At 70.0% G+C, this 16,189-nt stretch carries 11 protein-coding genes and 1 pseudogene; 9 read left to right on the top strand and 3 right to left on the bottom strand.

The annotated features are described in order from the left end of the window. Window positions 1-93 precede the first annotated feature (93 nt). From secD to ACZ562_RS10260, 4 genes are all read left to right on the top strand, one after another. Complete coding sequence (secD, locus tag ACZ562_RS10275; protein WP_471175945.1) at window positions 94-1,875, top strand: protein translocase subunit SecD; 1,782 nt, start codon at window positions 94-96, stop codon at window positions 1,873-1,875. A gap of 1 nt (window position 1,876) precedes the next feature. Next, on the top strand, window positions 1,877-2,995 hold the full coding sequence (gene secF, locus ACZ562_RS10270) for a protein translocase subunit SecF (RefSeq protein WP_471175942.1): 1,119 nt from the start codon (window positions 1,877-1,879) through the stop codon (window positions 2,993-2,995). Further along, complete coding sequence (locus ACZ562_RS10265) at window positions 2,992-3,531, top strand: adenine phosphoribosyltransferase (RefSeq protein ID WP_471175939.1); 540 nt, start codon at window positions 2,992-2,994, stop codon at window positions 3,529-3,531. The genes secF and ACZ562_RS10265 overlap by 4 nt, the downstream gene beginning before the upstream one ends. A gap of 206 nt (window positions 3,532-3,737) precedes the next feature. Then, a complete protein-coding gene (locus ACZ562_RS10260) occupies window positions 3,738-6,272 on the top strand; it encodes a RelA/SpoT family protein (protein ID WP_471175936.1) in 2,535 nt (844 codons plus the stop codon). A gap of 86 nt (window positions 6,273-6,358) precedes the next feature. On the opposite strand, the gene ACZ562_RS10255 is transcribed toward ACZ562_RS10260, so the two are convergent. Further along, a complete protein-coding gene (locus ACZ562_RS10255) occupies window positions 6,359-7,588 on the bottom strand; it encodes a DUF349 domain-containing protein (RefSeq protein ID WP_471175934.1) in 1,230 nt (409 codons plus the stop codon). A 135-nt stretch (window positions 7,589-7,723) separates the two neighbouring features. Beyond that, window positions 7,724-8,542, bottom strand: a complete 819-nt coding sequence (locus ACZ562_RS10250; protein WP_471175931.1) for a peptidylprolyl isomerase — start codon at window positions 8,540-8,542, stop codon at window positions 7,724-7,726. A gap of 179 nt (window positions 8,543-8,721) precedes the next feature. Between ACZ562_RS10250 and ACZ562_RS10245 the strand changes: the two genes are divergently transcribed. The 5 genes from ACZ562_RS10245 (at window position 8,722) to rpsD (ending at window position 13,984) form a co-directional block, all read left to right on the top strand. After that, a complete protein-coding gene (locus ACZ562_RS10245; protein ID WP_471175928.1) occupies window positions 8,722-9,447 on the top strand; it encodes an MBL fold metallo-hydrolase in 726 nt (241 codons plus the stop codon). Between the two features lie 13 nt (window positions 9,448-9,460). Next, window positions 9,461-10,723 (top strand): histidine--tRNA ligase, encoded by a 1,263-nt coding sequence (hisS, locus tag ACZ562_RS10240; RefSeq protein WP_471175926.1) that lies wholly within the window; start codon window positions 9,461-9,463, stop codon window positions 10,721-10,723. A 252-nt stretch (window positions 10,724-10,975) separates the two neighbouring features. Continuing rightward, window positions 10,976-11,632, top strand: coding sequence for a vitamin K epoxide reductase family protein (locus ACZ562_RS10235; RefSeq protein ID WP_471175923.1), 657 nt, complete (start codon window positions 10,976-10,978; stop codon window positions 11,630-11,632). 68 nt (window positions 11,633-11,700) lie between these two features. Next, window positions 11,701-13,056 (top strand): replication-associated recombination protein A, encoded by a 1,356-nt coding sequence (locus tag ACZ562_RS10230; protein WP_471175920.1) that lies wholly within the window; start codon window positions 11,701-11,703, stop codon window positions 13,054-13,056. Between the two features lie 313 nt (window positions 13,057-13,369). Continuing rightward, window positions 13,370-13,984, top strand: coding sequence for a 30S ribosomal protein S4 (gene rpsD / locus ACZ562_RS10225; protein ID WP_015661793.1), 615 nt, complete (start codon window positions 13,370-13,372; stop codon window positions 13,982-13,984). A gap of 27 nt (window positions 13,985-14,011) precedes the next feature. Here rpsD and ACZ562_RS10220 read toward each other — a convergent pair. After that, window positions 14,012-16,119 (bottom strand): annotated as a pseudogene (locus ACZ562_RS10220) (ATP-binding protein). Window positions 16,120-16,189 lie beyond the last annotated feature (70 nt).

Genomic DNA, 16,189 nt, shown 5'->3' with positions numbered 1-16,189 from the left:
GGGCATGCGCAGCTCGCACGGGATCCCGACACCATGTGATGGCCGCCCCGCCCGCAGACCGGGGCGCGGCGGCCCGAGAGGGAGTACGAGAAGGTGGCAGCACCTAAAAAGGGCCGGAGCGCGAGCGCCCAGAGCAAGCCGGGGCGCTCGCTGGCCCTGATCCTGATCGCCATCGTGGCGCTCACCGGCGGGATGTTCGCCTCCGGGCACACCACTCCGCGCCTCGGCATCGACCTTGCCGGCGGTACGAGTATCACGCTCCGGGCGGTCCCGGAGGCGGGCCAGGAATCCGCGATCAACAAGACCAACATGGACACCGCGGTCGACATCATGAACCGCCGTGTCAATGGTCTCGGTGTCTCGGAAGCCGAGGTCCAGACCCAGGGCACCAGGAACATCATCGTCAACATCCCCAAGGGCACAAACTCCAAGGAGGCCCGGGACCAGGTCGGCACCACCGCCAAGCTGTACTTCCGCCCGGTGATCGCCACCGAGGCGTCCGGCGCGGCCGCCACCACGAGCCCCTCGCCGAGCGCCTCCAGCAGCGCCTCGGGCAAGGCCACCGACAAGGCGACCGACAAGGCGACCTCGTCCTCGTCCCCCTCCGGCTCCGCGACCCCGTCGGCGACCTCCACCACGCAGGGCCGCGCCGTCACCGACGCCCTGAAGGCCGACAGCTCGCCGTCCGCGAGCAGCTCGGCCTCCGCGAGCGCCTCCCCGTCCGCGAGCAGCAGCTCCGCCGCCGACGCCGCCGCCACCAAGCTCCAGGCGCAGTACGCCGCGCTCGACTGCACCAAGAAGTCGGCCCGCTCCACCGCCGGCAAGGGTTCCAAGCCCAGCGACTCGACCGTCGCCTGCGGCCAGAACTCGCAGGGCCAGTGGCAGAAGTACGTCCTCGGCCCCGCCGCGGTCGACGGGACGGACGTCAAGAAGGCCCAGGCCGTCTTCAACACGCAGACCGCTGCGGGCTGGACGGTCACCATGAACTTCACGTCCAAGGGCAGCAAGAAGTTCGCTGACATCACGGGGAAACTGGCCCAGAACCAGTCCCCGCAGAACCAGTTCGCCATCGTCCTGGACGGCGAGGTCGTCTCCGACCCGTACGTCAGCCAGGCGCTGACCGGCGGCAACGCGGAGATCTCCGGCAGCTTCGACCAGGAGGAGGCCCAGGGCCTCGCCAACATGCTGTCCTACGGTGCCCTGCCGCTGACCTTCAAGGAGGACAGCGTCACCACGGTGACCGCCGCGCTCGGTGGCGAGCAGCTGCACGCCGGTCTGATCGCGGGCGCGATCGGCCTCGCGCTGGTCGTCGTCTACCTGCTGATCTTCTACCGCGGTCTGTCGGTCATCGCCATCCCCTCGCTGCTGGTCTCCGCGATGCTCACGTACGTGATCATGGCGCTGCTCGGCCCGGCCATCGGCTTCGCGCTGAACCTGCCGGCCGTGTGCGGTGCGATCGTCGCGATCGGCATCACGGCGGACTCGTTCATCGTGTTCTTCGAGCGCATCCGGGACGAGATCCGCGAGGGCCGCTCGCTGCGCCCCGCCGTCGAGCGGGCCTGGCCGCGCGCCCGGCGCACCATCCTGGTGTCCGACTTCGTGTCGTTCCTCGCCGCCGCGGTGCTGTTCATCGTCACCGTCGGCAAGGTTCAGGGCTTCGCGTTCACGCTCGGTCTGACCACCGTGCTGGACGTCGTCGTCGTCTTCCTCTTCACCAAGCCGCTGATGACGCTTCTCGCGCGGAAGAAGTTCTTCGCGAACGGCCACAAGTGGTCCGGACTCGACCCGAAGGCTCTGGGCGCCAAGCCGCCGCTTCGCCGCACGCGCCGTCCCGCCCACCCTGCCGCTGGCCCTGTCGACCCGAAGGAGGCGTGAGATGTCGAAGCTCGGCAACCTCGGCGCCCGACTGCACCGAGGCGAGGTCGGGTACGACTTCGTCGGCAACCGCAAGATCTGGTACGGCATCTCGATCCTGATCACCATCACGGCCATCCTCGGCCTGGCGGTGCGCGGCCTGAACATGGGCATCGAGTTTCAGGGCGGTGCGGTCTTCACCACCCCGAAGCACATGTCCGTCTCGGTCGCCCAGGCCGAGACGTACGCGGAGGAGGCGTCCGGTCACGACGCCATCGTCCAGAAGCTCGGCGACGGCAGCCTGCGCATCCAGATCGCGGGCATCGACACCGACACGTCCGACAAGATCAAGGACGAGCTCTCCCAGGACCTGAAGGTCGACTCGGAGCAGATCAACGCGGACCTGGTCGGCCCCAGCTGGGGTGACCAGATCGCCAACAAGGCCTGGCAGGGTCTGGCGATCTTCATGATCCTCGTCGTGATCTACCTGGCCATCGCGTTCGAGTGGCGCATGGCGCTCGCGGCGCTTGTCGCCCTGATCCACGACATCACCATCACCACCGGCATCTACGCCCTCGTCGGCTTCGAGGTCACGCCGGGCACCGTGATCGGTCTGCTGACCATCCTCGGCTACTCGCTCTACGACACGGTCGTCGTCTTCGACAGCCTCAAGGAGCAGACGAAGGACATCACCAAGCAGACCCGCTGGACGTACAGCGACGTCGCCAACCGCTCGATCAACAGCACCCTGATGCGGTCCATCAACACCACAGCGGTGGCGCTGCTGCCGGTGGCGGCCCTGCTGTTCATCGGCGGCGGTGTCCTCGGCGCCGGCATGCTCAACGACATCTCGCTGTCGCTGTTCGTCGGCCTCGCGGCCGGCGCGTACTCCTCGATCTTCATCGCCACGCCGCTCGTCGCCGACCTCAAGGAGCGCGAGCCGCAGATGAAGGCCCTCAGGAAGCGCGTCCTCGCCAAGAGGGCCCAGGCCGGCGCGAAGGGTGAACAGCTGCAGACCGACGTCGCCGGCCAGCCGCTGGACCACGAGCAGGAGGACAGCGCCCCCGCGGTCGTCGGCCCGCGCAGCCAGCCCGCGTCCCGCGGCCGGGGCCGTGGCCGACCGTCGGGGAAGCGCCGATGACCGGCATCGAAGAGCTGCTCCTCAGCCGCATCCGCGACGTGGCCGACTACCCGGAGCCGGGCGTGATGTTCAAGGACATCACCCCGCTCCTCGCCGACCCGGCGGCGTTCACCGCGCTCACCGACGCCCTGGCCGGGATCGCCGAGCGCTCCGGCGCCACGAAGGTCGTAGGCCTGGAGGCCCGCGGCTTCATCCTCGGCGCCCCGGCCGCCGTCCGGGCCGGCGTCGGCTTCATCCCCGTACGCAAGGCGGGCAAGCTACCGGGAGCCACCCTCGGCCAGGCGTACGACCTGGAGTACGGCTCCGCCGAGATCGAGGTGCACGCCGAGGACCTGAGCGGTGACGACCGTGTTCTGGTCGTTGACGACGTCCTCGCCACCGGTGGCACCGCCGAGGCGTCGATCCAGCTCATCCGCAGAGCGGGCGCCGAGGTCGCGGGCGTCGCCGTCCTGATGGAGCTCGGCTTCCTCGGCGGCCGCGCCCGCCTGGAACCGGCCCTCGCGGGCGCCCCGCTGGAGGCGCTGCTCAGTCTCTGAGCATCCCCGCGAAAGCCCTGCGCAAGACGTCTGCCACCCGCAGGACACCGCGCTTGCGGGCGCCGGAGGAATCCGGCGCCCGCCTCTCGTGTTTCTCCGGTGGACGGCCCTCACAGTGGCCTGAAGGCGATCCTGGGGCCCAGGCTCGCTACCATGGGGTCTCCGGAGCCTGACCGGGGGACCCGGATCGCGCACGAGGAGCCCTCTTGCCAGACGAGGCCCAGCACCTGACCGCCGCCAAGCCCGAGTCCGCCTCGGCAGCCGCGGCCAAGCCCGCGCCGACCGCGCCGCACGCGAAGAACGACACCCGCGGGCCGGTCGAGCACGCCCAGTCCGCGCCCGTCGACAAGTCGGCCGAGCAGTCGCGCCCCAAGCCTGAGCCCACCGGCCCCACGCCTGCGCCTCCCGCGGTCCGCCCGAACACCGGCCAGCCCGCGCGCTCCGGCTCCTCCAACCGTGTCCGCGCCCGCCTGGCCCGCCTCGGCGTCCAGCGCTCCAACCCGTACAACCCGGTCCTGGAGCCGCTGCTGCGGATAGTGCGCAGCAACGACCCGAAGATCGAGACGGCGACGCTGCGCCAGATCGAGAAGGCCTACCAGGTTGCCGAGCGCTGGCACCGCGGCCAGAAGCGCAAGAGCGGCGACCCGTACATCACCCACCCGCTCGCGGTGACCACGATCCTCGCCGAGTTGGGCATGGATCCGGCGACCTTGATGGCGGGCCTGCTGCACGACACGGTCGAGGACACCGAGTACGGCCTCGACCAGCTCCGCCGCGACTTCGGCGACCAGGTCGGCCTGCTCGTCGACGGCGTCACCAAGCTGGACAAGGTCAAGTTCGGCGAGGCAGCGCAGGCCGAGACCGTGCGCAAGATGGTCGTGGCCATGGCCAAGGACCCGCGCGTCCTGGTCATCAAGCTCGCCGACCGTCTGCACAACATGCGCACCATGCGCTACCTCAAGCGCGAGAAGCAGGAGAAGAAGGCGCGCGAGACCCTGGAGATCTACGCGCCGCTCGCCCACCGCCTGGGCATGAACACCATCAAGTGGGAGCTGGAGGACCTCGCCTTCGCGATCCTCTATCCCAAGATGTACGACGAGATCGTCCGCCTGGTCGCCGAGCGCGCCCCCAAGCGCGACGAGTACCTCGCCATAGTGACCGACGAAGTCCAGGCCGACCTGCGGGCGGCCCGTATCAAGGCGACCGTCACCGGACGCCCGAAGCATTACTACAGCGTCTACCAGAAGATGATCGTCCGCGGCCGCGACTTCGCGGAGATCTACGACCTGGTGGGCATCCGCGTCCTCGTGGACACGGTCAGGGACTGCTACGCCGCTCTCGGCACGGTCCATGCGCGGTGGAACCCGGTCCCCGGCCGGTTCAAGGACTACATCGCGATGCCCAAGTTCAACATGTACCAGTCGCTCCACACGACGGTCATCGGCCCCAACGGCAAGCCCGTCGAACTCCAGATCCGAACGTTCGACATGCACCGCCGGGCCGAGTACGGCATCGCCGCGCACTGGAAGTACAAGCAGGAGGCCGTCGCCGGTGCCTCCAAGGTCCGCACCGACGTCCCCAGGACGTCAGGCAAGGACAAGGACGCCATCAACGACATGGCGTGGCTGCGGCAGCTCCTGGACTGGCAGAAGGAGACCGAGGACCCCAGCGAGTTCCTGGAGTCCCTGCGCTTCGACCTCTCCCGTAACGAGGTCTTCGTCTTCACGCCGAAGGGCGACGTCATAGCGCTCCCGGCGGGCGCGACCCCCGTCGACTTCGCGTACGCGGTCCACACCGAGGTCGGCCACCGCACCATAGGAGCGCGGGTCAACGGCCGTCTCGTACCGCTCGAATCCACCCTGGACAACGGCGACCTGGTGGAGGTCTTCACCTCCAAGGCGGCCGGCGCGGGCCCCTCCCGCGACTGGCTCGGCTTCGTGAAGTCGCCGCGCGCCCGCAACAAGATCCGGGCGTGGTTCTCCAAGGAGCGCCGCGACGAGGCGATCGAGCACGGCAAGGACGCCATCGCGCGCGCGATGCGCAAACAGAACCTGCCGATCCAGCGCATCCTCACCGGCGACTCGCTCGTCACACTCGCCCACGAGATGCGCTACCCGGACATCTCCTCGCTCTACGCTGCGATCGGCGAGGGCCATGTGGCCGCGCAGAACGTGGTGCAGAAGCTGGTGCAGGCCCTCGGCGGCGAGGAGGCCGCGTCCGAGGAGATCGACGAGGCGGTACCGCCCGCGCGCGGCCGTGGGCGCAAGCGGCGCAGCAGCAACGACCCGGGAGTCGTGGTCAAGGGCGTCGACGACGTGTGGGTGAAGCTGGCCCGCTGTTGTACGCCCGTCCCCGGTGACCCGATCATCGGTTTCGTCACTCGCGGTAGCGGAGTATCGGTTCACCGCAGCGACTGTGTGAACGTGGAGTCACTGTCCCGCGAGCCCGAGCGCATCCTCGAAGTCGAGTGGGCGCCGACGCAGTCCTCGGTCTTCCTGGTCGCCATCCAGGTCGAGGCACTGGACCGCTCCCGGCTCCTGTCCGACGTCACGCGCGTCCTGTCCGACCAGCACGTCAACATCCTCTCCGCGGCCGTCCAGACCTCCCGCGACCGCGTCGCCACCTCCCGCTTCACCTTCGAGATGGGCGACCCCAAGCACCTCGGGCACGTCCTGAAGGCGGTCAGGGGCGTCGAGGGCGTCTACGACGTGTACCGGGTGACGTCCGCACGCAGCAGGTAGCGGAGCAGCGGCCGCACGGCACGACGAGGGGCTCCCGCACCGGAAAGCGCGGGAGCCCCTCGTCGTATGCCTGGCTCGTGCGGCCGTCAGCCGCCGAACTCCTGCAGGCCCTTCAGCGCCTGGTCCAGGAGCGCCTGGCGGCCCTCCAGCTCACGCTCGAGCTTGTCCGCCCTGGCGTTGTTGCCCTGGGCGCGCGCCTGCTCGATCTGGCCCTTCAGCTTGTCCACGGCGGCCTGGAGCTGGCCGGTGAGACCCTCGGCACGCGCGCGTGCCTCCGGATTCGTCCGGCGCCACTCGGACTCCTCGGCCTCCTGGATGGCCCGCTCGACGGTGTGCATCCGGCCCTCGACCTTGGGCCGCGCGTCGCGCGGCACGTGGCCGATGGCCTCCCACCGCTCGTTGATCGAGCGGAACGCGGCGCGGGCCGCCTTCAGGTCCGTGACCGGCAGGAGCTTCTCGGCCTCCCCGGCCAGCTCCTCCTTGAGCTTCAGGTTCTCGGACTGCTCCGCGTCACGCTCGGCGAAGACCGAGCTGCGGGCGGCGAAGAAGATGTCCTGGGCGCCGCGGAAACGGTTCCACAGGTCGTCCTCGTGCTCGCGCTGGGCGCGGCCGGCGGCCTTCCAGTCAGCCATCAGCTCGCGGTAGCGGGCGGCCGTCGGACCCCAGTCCGTCGAACCGGACAGCGCCTCGGCCTCGGAGACCAGCCGCTCCTTGGTCCGGCGGGCCTCCTCGCGCTGAGCGTCCAGCGACGCGAAGTGCGCCTTGCGGCGCTTGGAGAACGCCGAGCGCGCGTGCGAGAAGCGGTGCCACAGCTCGTCGTCCGACTTGCGGTCGAGCCGTGGCAGGCCCTTCCAGGTGTCCACCAGGGAACGCAGCCGCTCACCGGCCGCCCGCCACTGATCGGACTGCGCCAGCTCCTCCGCCTCCTGGACCAGCGCCTCCTTGGCGTGCCGCGCCTGGTCGGACTGCTTCGCACGCTGCGCCTTGCGCTCCTCGCGGCGCGATTCGACCGTCTCGACGAGCTTGTCCAGCCGCTTCCGCAGCGCGTCCAGGTCACCGACCGCGTGGTGGGCGTCCACCTGCTCGCGAATATGGTCGATGGCGGCCTGGGCGTCCTTCGCGGACAGGTCGGTGGTCTTCACTCGCTTCTCGAGGAGGCCGATCTCGACAACCAGGCCCTCGTACTTGCGCTCGAAGTAGGCCAGCGCCTCCTCAGGGGAGCCGGCCTGCCAGGAACCGACGACCTGCTCGCCGTCGGCCGTACGCACGTACACGGTCCCCGTCTCGTCGACGCGGCCCCACGGGTCGCTGCTCACAGCGCCTCCTCCACATGATGCCTGCGAGGGCTCCAGCGCCCCCGAGCATCGTCCACAGTTTCGTCACGGCCAACATAGGCGACCGGCGGGTTGCCTGTCCGCATCCCGCGCGACCGAAATTTCGCAGTTGGGGGGTCAGGATTTCGTGACGGTTGCCTTGTTGATCACGACCGTTGCGTTGGGAGCCCCGTCGCCCGCGCCCGTGCTCTCGCCTGCGGCGGCGATCTTCTTCAGGACCTTCATGCCGGATTCGGAAACGGTACCGAACGGTGTGTAGCTGGGCGGAAGCTGACTGTCCTGGTACACGAGGAAGAACTGGCTGCCGCCGGTGTGCGCCTGCCCGGTGTTCGCCATGGCGACCGTGCCCGCCGGGTAGACGTTGTCCTTGAGGCTCTTGTCCTTCAGATTCTCGTCCGGAATCGTGTAGCCGGGGCCGCCGCTGCCCGCGCCCGTCGGGTCGCCGCACTGCAGCACGTAGATGCCGTTGGTCGTGAGCCGGTGGCACTTCGTGTGGTCGAAGTAGCCCTTGCCGCTGAGGAAGTCGAACGAGTTCACGGTGTGCGGGGCCGCCGACGCCTTCAGCGCGATGCCGATGTCACCGCACGTCGTCGCGAGGTTCATGGTGTACTTCGCCGACTTGTCGATCGTGACCGCCGGCTCCTTCTTCCAGCTCAGCGTCTTGACCTTGCCCGACGCGGGCTTCTCGCACGGGTCCGGCGCCTCGCTGGGCACCTCCGCGCTCGGGGTCGCCTCCGCGCTCGTGTCGGCCTTGTCGTCGTCCTTGAGGACCCCGGTCGTGTACAGCGCCACGCTGCCGACCAGGATCACGCCGAGAACCGACGCGATCACCGAGTTGCGCATGCGCGCCTTGCGCCGCGCGGCCGTGCGCCGCTGCTGCTGCCGCAAGAACTTCTCCCGCGCGAGCTGCCGCTTCCGCTGTTCCTGGGTGACCACCGGGTTCTCTCCTCGTGCGTCTCGTACGCCGACTGGGACGCGTGCGTCTTGTGAGCCGACCGCCTGCGTGTGCCCCGTACCGTATATGGGTTCGCTGAGGAATCGGCAGCGCCGGTAGTCTCTGACCACAGGCGCAGCCATTTCGAAGCCACCCGTACCGATACAAACGAAGGACGATCGTGCTCATTGCCGGGTTCCCCGCCGGGGCCTGGGGGACGAACTGCTATCTCGTCGCCCCCGCCGCCGGTGAGGAGTGCGTGATCATCGACCCCGGCCACCAGGCCGCCCAGGGAGTCGAGGAAGCGCTGAAGAAGCATCGGCTCAAGCCCGTCGCCGTCGTCCTCACCCACGGCCACATCGACCACGTGGCCTCGGTCGTCCCGGTGTGCGGCGCGCACGACGTACCGGCCTGGATCCACCCCGAGGACCGGTTCATGATGAACGACCCGGAGAAGGCGCTCGGGCGTTCCATCGGGATGCCGCTGATCGGCGAGCTGACCGTGGGGGAGCCGGACGACGTCAAGGAGCTGACCGACGGCGCGAAGCTGGAACTGGCCGGCTTGGAGCTGTCCGTCGCGCACGCGCCCGGCCATACCAAGGGGTCGGTGACGTTCAGGATGCCTGAAGCCCGCGACGGATCAGACATCCCGTCGGTCTTCTTCTCGGGCGACCTGCTCTTCGCCGGCTCCATCGGACGCACCGACCTGCCCGGCGGTGACATGGACGAGATGCTCGACTCGCTGGCCCGCGTGTGCCTGCCGCTCGACGACTCGACCGTGGTGCTGTCCGGCCACGGCCCCCAGACGACCATCGGCCAGGAGCGCGCCACCAACCCGTATCTGCGACAAGTGGCCGCAGGCCGCCGAGATCGCAGCGGCGTCGACGCTCCCCGACGAGGAATGTGACAAGAGACCTTCCGTGAGCACCTTCAAGGCCCCCAAGGGCACCTACGACCTGATCCCGCCGGACTCCGCCAAGTACCTCGCCGTCCGCGAGGCGATCGCCGCGCCCCTGCGCAACTCGGGCTACGGCTACATCGAGACGCCGGGCTTCGAGAACGTGGAACTCTTCGCGCGCGGCGTCGGTGAGTCGACGGACATCGTGACGAAGGAGATGTACGCCTTCGAGACCAAGGGCGGCGACAGGCTGGCGCTGCGCCCCGAAGGCACCGCTTCCGTCCTGCGCGCCGCGCTCGAGGCCAACCTGCACAAGGCCGGCAACCTCCCCGTAAAGCTCTGGTACTCAGGCTCGTACTACCGCTACGAGCGCCCCCAGAAGGGCCGCTACCGCCACTTCTCCCAGGTGGGCGCCGAGGCGATCGGCGCCGAGGACCCGGCCCTGGACGCCGAACTGATCATCCTGGCGGACCAGGCGTACCGCACGCTGGGACTGCGCAACTTCCGCATCCTCCTCAACAGCCTGGGCGACAAGGAGTGCCGCCCGGTGTACCGGGCCGCGCTGCGGGACTTCCTGCGCGGCCTGGACCTCGACGAGGACACTCTGCGACGCTCGGAGATCAACCCTCTGCGTGTCCTGGACGACAAGCGTGAGTCGGTCCAGAAGCAGCTCGGGGACGCCCCGCTGCTGCGCGACTACCTCTGCGACGCCTGCAAGGCGTACCACGAGGAGGTGCGCGAGCTGATCACGGCGGCGGGCGTCGCCTTCGAGGACGACCCCAAGCTGGTCCGCGGCCTGGACTACTACACCCGTACGACCTTCGAGTTCATCCACGACGGGCTGGGCTCCCAGTCCGCGGTGGGCGGCGGCGGCCGCTACGACGGCCTGTCCGAGATGATCGGCGGCCCCGCGCTGCCGTCCGTCGGCTGGGCCCTGGGCGTCGACCGCACGGTCCTGGCCCTGGAGGCGGAGGGCGTCGAACTCGAACTCCCCTCCACGACCAGCGTGTTCGCGGTTCCGCTGGGCGAGGAGGCCCGCCGGATCCTGTTCGGGAAGGTCACCGAGCTGCGCAAGGTGGGCATCGCCGCCGACTTCTCCTACGGCGCCAAGGGCCTCAAGGGCGCGATGAAGAACGCCAACCGCAGCGGTGCCCGCTACACGATCGTCGCCGGTGAACGCGACCTCGCCGAGGGGGTCGTCCAGCTGAAGGACATGGAGTCCGGCGAGCAGACGGCGATCGGCGTCAACGAGATCGTCGCGGAGCTGGAGTCGAGGCTGGGCTGAGGGTGCAGGGGCGGTGAACCGGGCTGTCCTCGCCCCCGCCGCCCCGCTCCTCAAACGCCGGAAAGGCCGGGTGTTCAGTCAACTCCGCAGGCGCGGATTCGTCCTGCCGGATGATTCCGTGTCCTGAACCGAACGCTCCGGGGCGGCTGTTCGTACCTCCTTGTGTCCGCCGAACGGTGGACGAGCCCGTGGGTGCGGCACAATGGCCCCATCCCGAAGAAGGTCCACCTCTCAAGTGACGGAATCGGCGTGATGAGCAAGACGACAGTCAAGGACGTCTCGACCGAGCCCGAGCCGGAGCGCGACGCCGCCGAGCCGCGCACGGCGGGCGGCAGCCTGGCGTTCGCACTGCTCCTGGTGATCACCGGCGCGGCCGGGCTGCTCGCCGCGTGGGTCATCACGATCGACAAGTTCAAGCTGCTAGAGGCCAAGGTCGACGGCAAGACGTTCACGCCCGGCTGCAGCCTCAACCCCGTGGTCTCCTGCGGCAGCGTCATGGAGAGCGAGCAGGCCGCCGCCTTCGGCTTCCCCAACCCGATGCTCGGCCTGGTCTGCTACGGCATCGTGATCTGTGTCGGCATCAGCCTGCTCGGCCGGGCCCGGTTCCCCCGCTGGTACTGGCTGCCCTTCAACTTCGGCACGCTCTTCGGCGTGGGCTTCTGCACCTGGCTGCAGTTCCAGTCCCTGTACCGGATCGGCGCACTGTGCCTGTGGTGCTCCCTGGCGTGGGTCGCGACGATCATCATGTTCTGGTACGTGACGTCGTTCAACGTCCGCAACGGCTTCCTGCCCGCCCCGCGCTGGATGAAGGGCTTCTTCGGCGAGTTCACCTGGGTGCTGCCCGTGCTGCACATCGGCATCATCGGTGTCCTGATCATGACGCGCTGGTGGGACTTCTGGACCAGCTGACAGCCCCCGGAACCGGGCCGTCCGACGGCCCGGACGGGATTGTCGGTGCCGTGATTTAGGGTTTCAGCGTGGAGCCCGATCTGTTCACCGCCGCAGCAGAAGAACGCCAGGAGAAGGATCCGACCGGCAGCCCCCTGGCGGTCCGGATGCGCCCGCGCACCCTGGACGAGGTCGTGGGCCAGCAGCACCTTCTGAAGCCGGGCTCGCCGCTGCGCAGACTGGTCGGCGAGGGCGCGGGCGGCCCGGCGGGACCGTCCTCGGTGATCCTCTGGGGCCCGCCCGGCACCGGCAAGACGACCCTGGCCTACGTCGTCTCCAAGGCCACCAACAAACGCTTCGTGGAGCTCTCGGCGATCACCGCCGGCGTGAAGGAGGTCCGCGCGGTCATCGAGGGCGCCCGCCGTGCCACCGGCGGCTTCGGCAAGGAGACCGTCCTCTTCCTCGACGAGATCCACCGCTTCAGCAAGGCCCAGCAGGACTCACTGCTCCCCGCGGTCGAGAACCGCTGGGTGACGCTCATCGCGGCGACCACCGAGAACCCGTACTTCTCGGTGATCTCCCCCTTGCTCTCCCGCTCCCTCCTCCTCACCCTCGAACCCCTCACCGACGACGACGTGCGTGGTCTCGTCAAGCGCGCCCTGACCGACGAGCGCGGCCTCAGGAGCGCCGTCACCCTCCCCGACGACACCGAGAGCCACCTGCTGCGGATCGCCGGCGGCGACGCCCGCCGCGCGCTGACCGCCCTGGAGGCCGCGGCAGGGGCCGCGCTCGACAAGGGCGAAACGGAGATCGGCCTGCGGACCCTGGAGGAGACGGTCGACCGCGCCGCCGTGAAGTACGACCGCGACGGCGACCAGCACTACGACGTGGCCAGCGCCCTGATCAAGTCCATCCGCGGCTCCGACGTGGACGCGGCCCTGCACTACCTGGCCCGGATGATCGAGGCCGGCGAGGACCCCCGCTTCATCGCCCGCCGTCTGATGATCTCCGCCAGCGAGGACATCGGCCTCGCCGATCCGAACGCCCTGCCCATAGCCGTCGCCGCCGCCCAGGCCGTCGCCCTGATCGGCTTCCCGGAGGCCGCGCTGACCCTCAGCCACGCCACCATCGCCCTCGCCCTGGCCCCCAAGTCGAACGCCGCGACCATGGCGATCGGCGCCGCCATGGAGGACGTACGCAAGGGACTGGCGGGCCCGGTGCCGCCGCATCTGCGCGACGGCCACTACAAGGGCGCGGCCGAACTGGGCCACGCGCAGGGGTACGTGTACCCGCACGACCTGCCCGAGGGCATCGCCACCCAGCAGTACGCTCCGGACGCCCTCAAGGACCGCGAGTACTACGAACCCACCCGGCACGGCGCCGAGGCCCGGTACGCGGACGCGGTCGAATGGACCAGGAAGCACCTCGGGCGCAGGCGGTCCTGAGCAGCCTGTAAGATGGCGCGAAGCGCTGCGTCCCGTGTCCGGCTCCGGCCGGCACCACCAGAACGGGACATGCAGCCGGAATCCCCCTCACAGGGGACTCCAGGAGCGTCGCGCACCTCCGAAGGTGTCGCGGGCAGCCCACCACCACCCGGTCTCCGGGAACGGTCGGTGGGCCACTCGCGTGCTGCACGTATGTGCCCAGACCAGGGAGCGGCTGCCCGCCACGTCCGCAAGGACGACAGCGGGTTTCCCAGGCTGCGGATGCGACCTCCTCTAACTCTGGTGAGCCGAAACCCAGGAAAGAGAAAAGACAGTGGCGAATCAGTCCCGCCCCAAGGTCAAGAAGTCGCGTGCCCTCGGCATCGCGCTGACCCCGAAGGCCGTCAAGTACTTCGAGGCCCGTCCCTACCCGCCGGGTGAGCACGGCCGCGGCCGCAAGCAGAACTCGGACTACAAGGTCCGTCTGCTGGAGAAGCAGCGTCTGCGCGCGCAGTACGACGTGTCCGAGCGCCAGCTCGTCCGCGCCTACGAGCGTGCCTCCAAGGTCCAGGGCAAGACCGGTGAGGCCCTGATCATCGAGCTCGAGCGCCGTCTCGACGCGCTGGTCCTGCGTTCGGGCATCGCCCGCACGATCTACCAGGCCCGCCAGATGGTCGTCCACGGCCACATCGAGGTCAACGGCCAGAAGGTCGACAAGCCGTCCTTCCGCGTCCGTCCCGACGACGTCGTCATGGTGCGCGAGCGCAGCCGTGAGAAGACGCTGTTCTCGATCGCCCGTGAGGGCGGCTTCGCCCCCGAGGGCGAGACCCCGCGCTACCTCCAGGTGAACCTCAAGGCCCTGGCGTTCCGCCTGGACCGCGAGCCGAACCGCAAGGAGATCCCGGTGATCTGCGACGAGCAGCTCGTCGTCGAGTACTACGCCCGCTGATTCCCGGGGCGTAGCACCACCTGCGCATCAGCCCGCTGCCTCCCCGCCCTTCCGGGCGGGCGGGGCGGCGGGCTTTCGCGTGCCCGCCCCAGCGCCCGGGACACCGCCGCCTCCCGGCCGAGCCGTGCGACCTGCCGTACGCACTCCTCGTACCGCTCGTCGCCCAGCCGCTCGCGGGCCGTCGTCTCGCACCGCTCGTGCGGGGCGTTGAAGTACGCCGACCCGAACAGCGGCAGGCCCACCGAGGGCCACATCGCGGCCGCCGCGCCTTGCAGCACCGTGGCCTCCGCGGCGTCGCCCTCGGTCGCCGTCACCAGGGCGAGCAGTTCGATCGTCAGCACCGAGCCGAGCAGGTCGCGGAAGGCGTGGGCGGCGCCCAGGCACTCCGTCAGCAGCTCGCGGGCGCGCGCCGGGTCGTCCTCGCTCCAGGCCGCGTAGGCCAGGACGTACAGCGCGTAGCCGCGCGCCCACCGCTCGCCGTGGTCCTCGCACACCCGGCGGACGTCCTCGCAGAGCCGCACGGCGTCCGGCAGATCGCCCTGGAACGCCCGCGCCATCGCCAGCTCGACCTGAGCCATCAGCACGTTGCTGTTGAGCTCGCCGATCTCCTCGTAGCGCTCCAGCGCCGACCGCAGCAGCGTCTCAGCGCGCGCCATGTCGTCCGTGACCAGGGCCAGGCAGCCGGCGCGGTGTTCGGCGTATGCCACCGCCGTGGCGTTCGCGACCCGTTCCGCCTCTTCCCGGCACTCCTGTGCAGCGCCGCCAGCGCGGGCACGGTGTCGCCCTGCAGGATCGCCACATGGCCGAGCACCCACAGGGCCTTCAGCCGGGGCTGCTCGCCGGCCGCCCTCTCCGGTTCCAGCCGCACGGCCTGCTCCAGCCAGTGCCGCCCCTCCGACAGCCGGCCGCAGCCGGCCCAGTAGAACCACAGCGACCCCGCGAGGTACTGGCCCAGTGATGCCCCGTCCGGCTCGGTCAGGCAGTGGTCCAGGGCGTGGCGCAGGTTCGGCAGCTCGGCCTCGACGCGTGCGGCCACCTCCTTCTGCCGCGGCGAGAACCACTCGAGCTCGCACCAGGTGGCCAGGCCCACGTACCAGTCGCGGTGCCGACGCCGCAGCCGGGCCGCGTCCCCCGTGGCCTCCAGCCAGTCGGCTCCGTACGCCCGGATCGTGTCCAGCATGCGGTAGCGCACACCCGTCGCGGTCTCCTCGCGGGCCAGCACGGACTGCGCGAGCAGCTCGGAGAGGACGTCGAGGACGTCGTCCGAGTCCAGGCCGCCGCCGCTGCACACGTACTCCGCGGCCTCCAGCTCGAACCGCCCGGTGAACACCGACAGCCGCGACCACAGCAGCCGCTCCTCGGGCGTGCACAGTTCGTGGCTCCAGCCGATCGCCGTGCGCAGCGTCCGGTGGCGCGGCAGGACGTCCCGCCCGCCGCCGGTCAGCAGCCGGAACCGGTCGTCGAGCCGATCGAGGAGCTGTGCGGGAGACAGGGCCCGCAGCCGTCCCGCGGCCAGTTCGACCGCCAGGGGGATCCCGTCCAGGCGCCGGCACAACTCCCGTACCTCCCGGCCGTCCTCGACTGGCGGCCCCTGCTGTGCCGCCCGGTCCACGAAGAGCTGTGCCGCCTCGTCCTCGCCGAGGGGCGCGAGCGGGAAGACCCGCTCCCCGGCCAGGGCGAGAGGCCTGCGCCCGACAGCCAGCACCTGGAGGCCGGACACCTGACGCAGCAGGTCGGTCACCAACGCGGCGCAGGAGTCCACCAGATGTTCGAACCCGTCCAGGACCAGCAGGAGCCGTCGCCCCGCGAGATGAGCGAGCAGGCTGTCGCGCGGCGGCCGCGTCGTGTGGTCCGTCAGCCCCAGGGCCTCCACGACGGCGTGGTCGACCAACTGCGGATCGCACACCGGCAGCGAGCTCCACCCGCCACGCCCCGTCACGCGGAGCGCACCGCGCGGCCGCGTGCGCCGCCAGCCGCGACTTGCCGACGCCCCCGGCGCCCGTCAAGGTCACCAGCCGGGAAACGTCGAGCGCCTGCCGCAGGCAGGCGAGTTCGGCCGAGCGACCCACGAACGCGTCGGTCTCCAAGGGGAGATTGCCGCCGCCGGGGGCCTCGCCGGGCTGATGAGCTCGCATGGAACACGGAGCGTACTGAACCGTACTCACTCCGTACAGCCGCTCCGGGCGGTAATACCGGTGCGGAGCG

Source organism: Streptomyces sp. NPDC040410, from assembly GCF_055595715.1.
This window is presented reverse-complemented; position numbering and strand designations above follow the sequence as displayed.

Bases quoted from the DNA above. Each gene is read 5' to 3' on its own strand.
- secF (WP_471175942.1), top strand. From the start codon at position 1,877: ATGTCGAAGCTCGGCAACCTCGGCGCCCGACTGCACCGAGGCGAGGTC.
- ACZ562_RS10265 (WP_471175939.1), top strand. From the start codon at position 2,992: ATGACCGGCATCGAAGAGCTGCTCCTCAGCCGCATCCGCGACGTGGCC.
- ACZ562_RS10235 (WP_471175923.1), top strand. From the start codon at position 10,976: ATGAGCAAGACGACAGTCAAGGACGTCTCGACCGAGCCCGAGCCGGAG.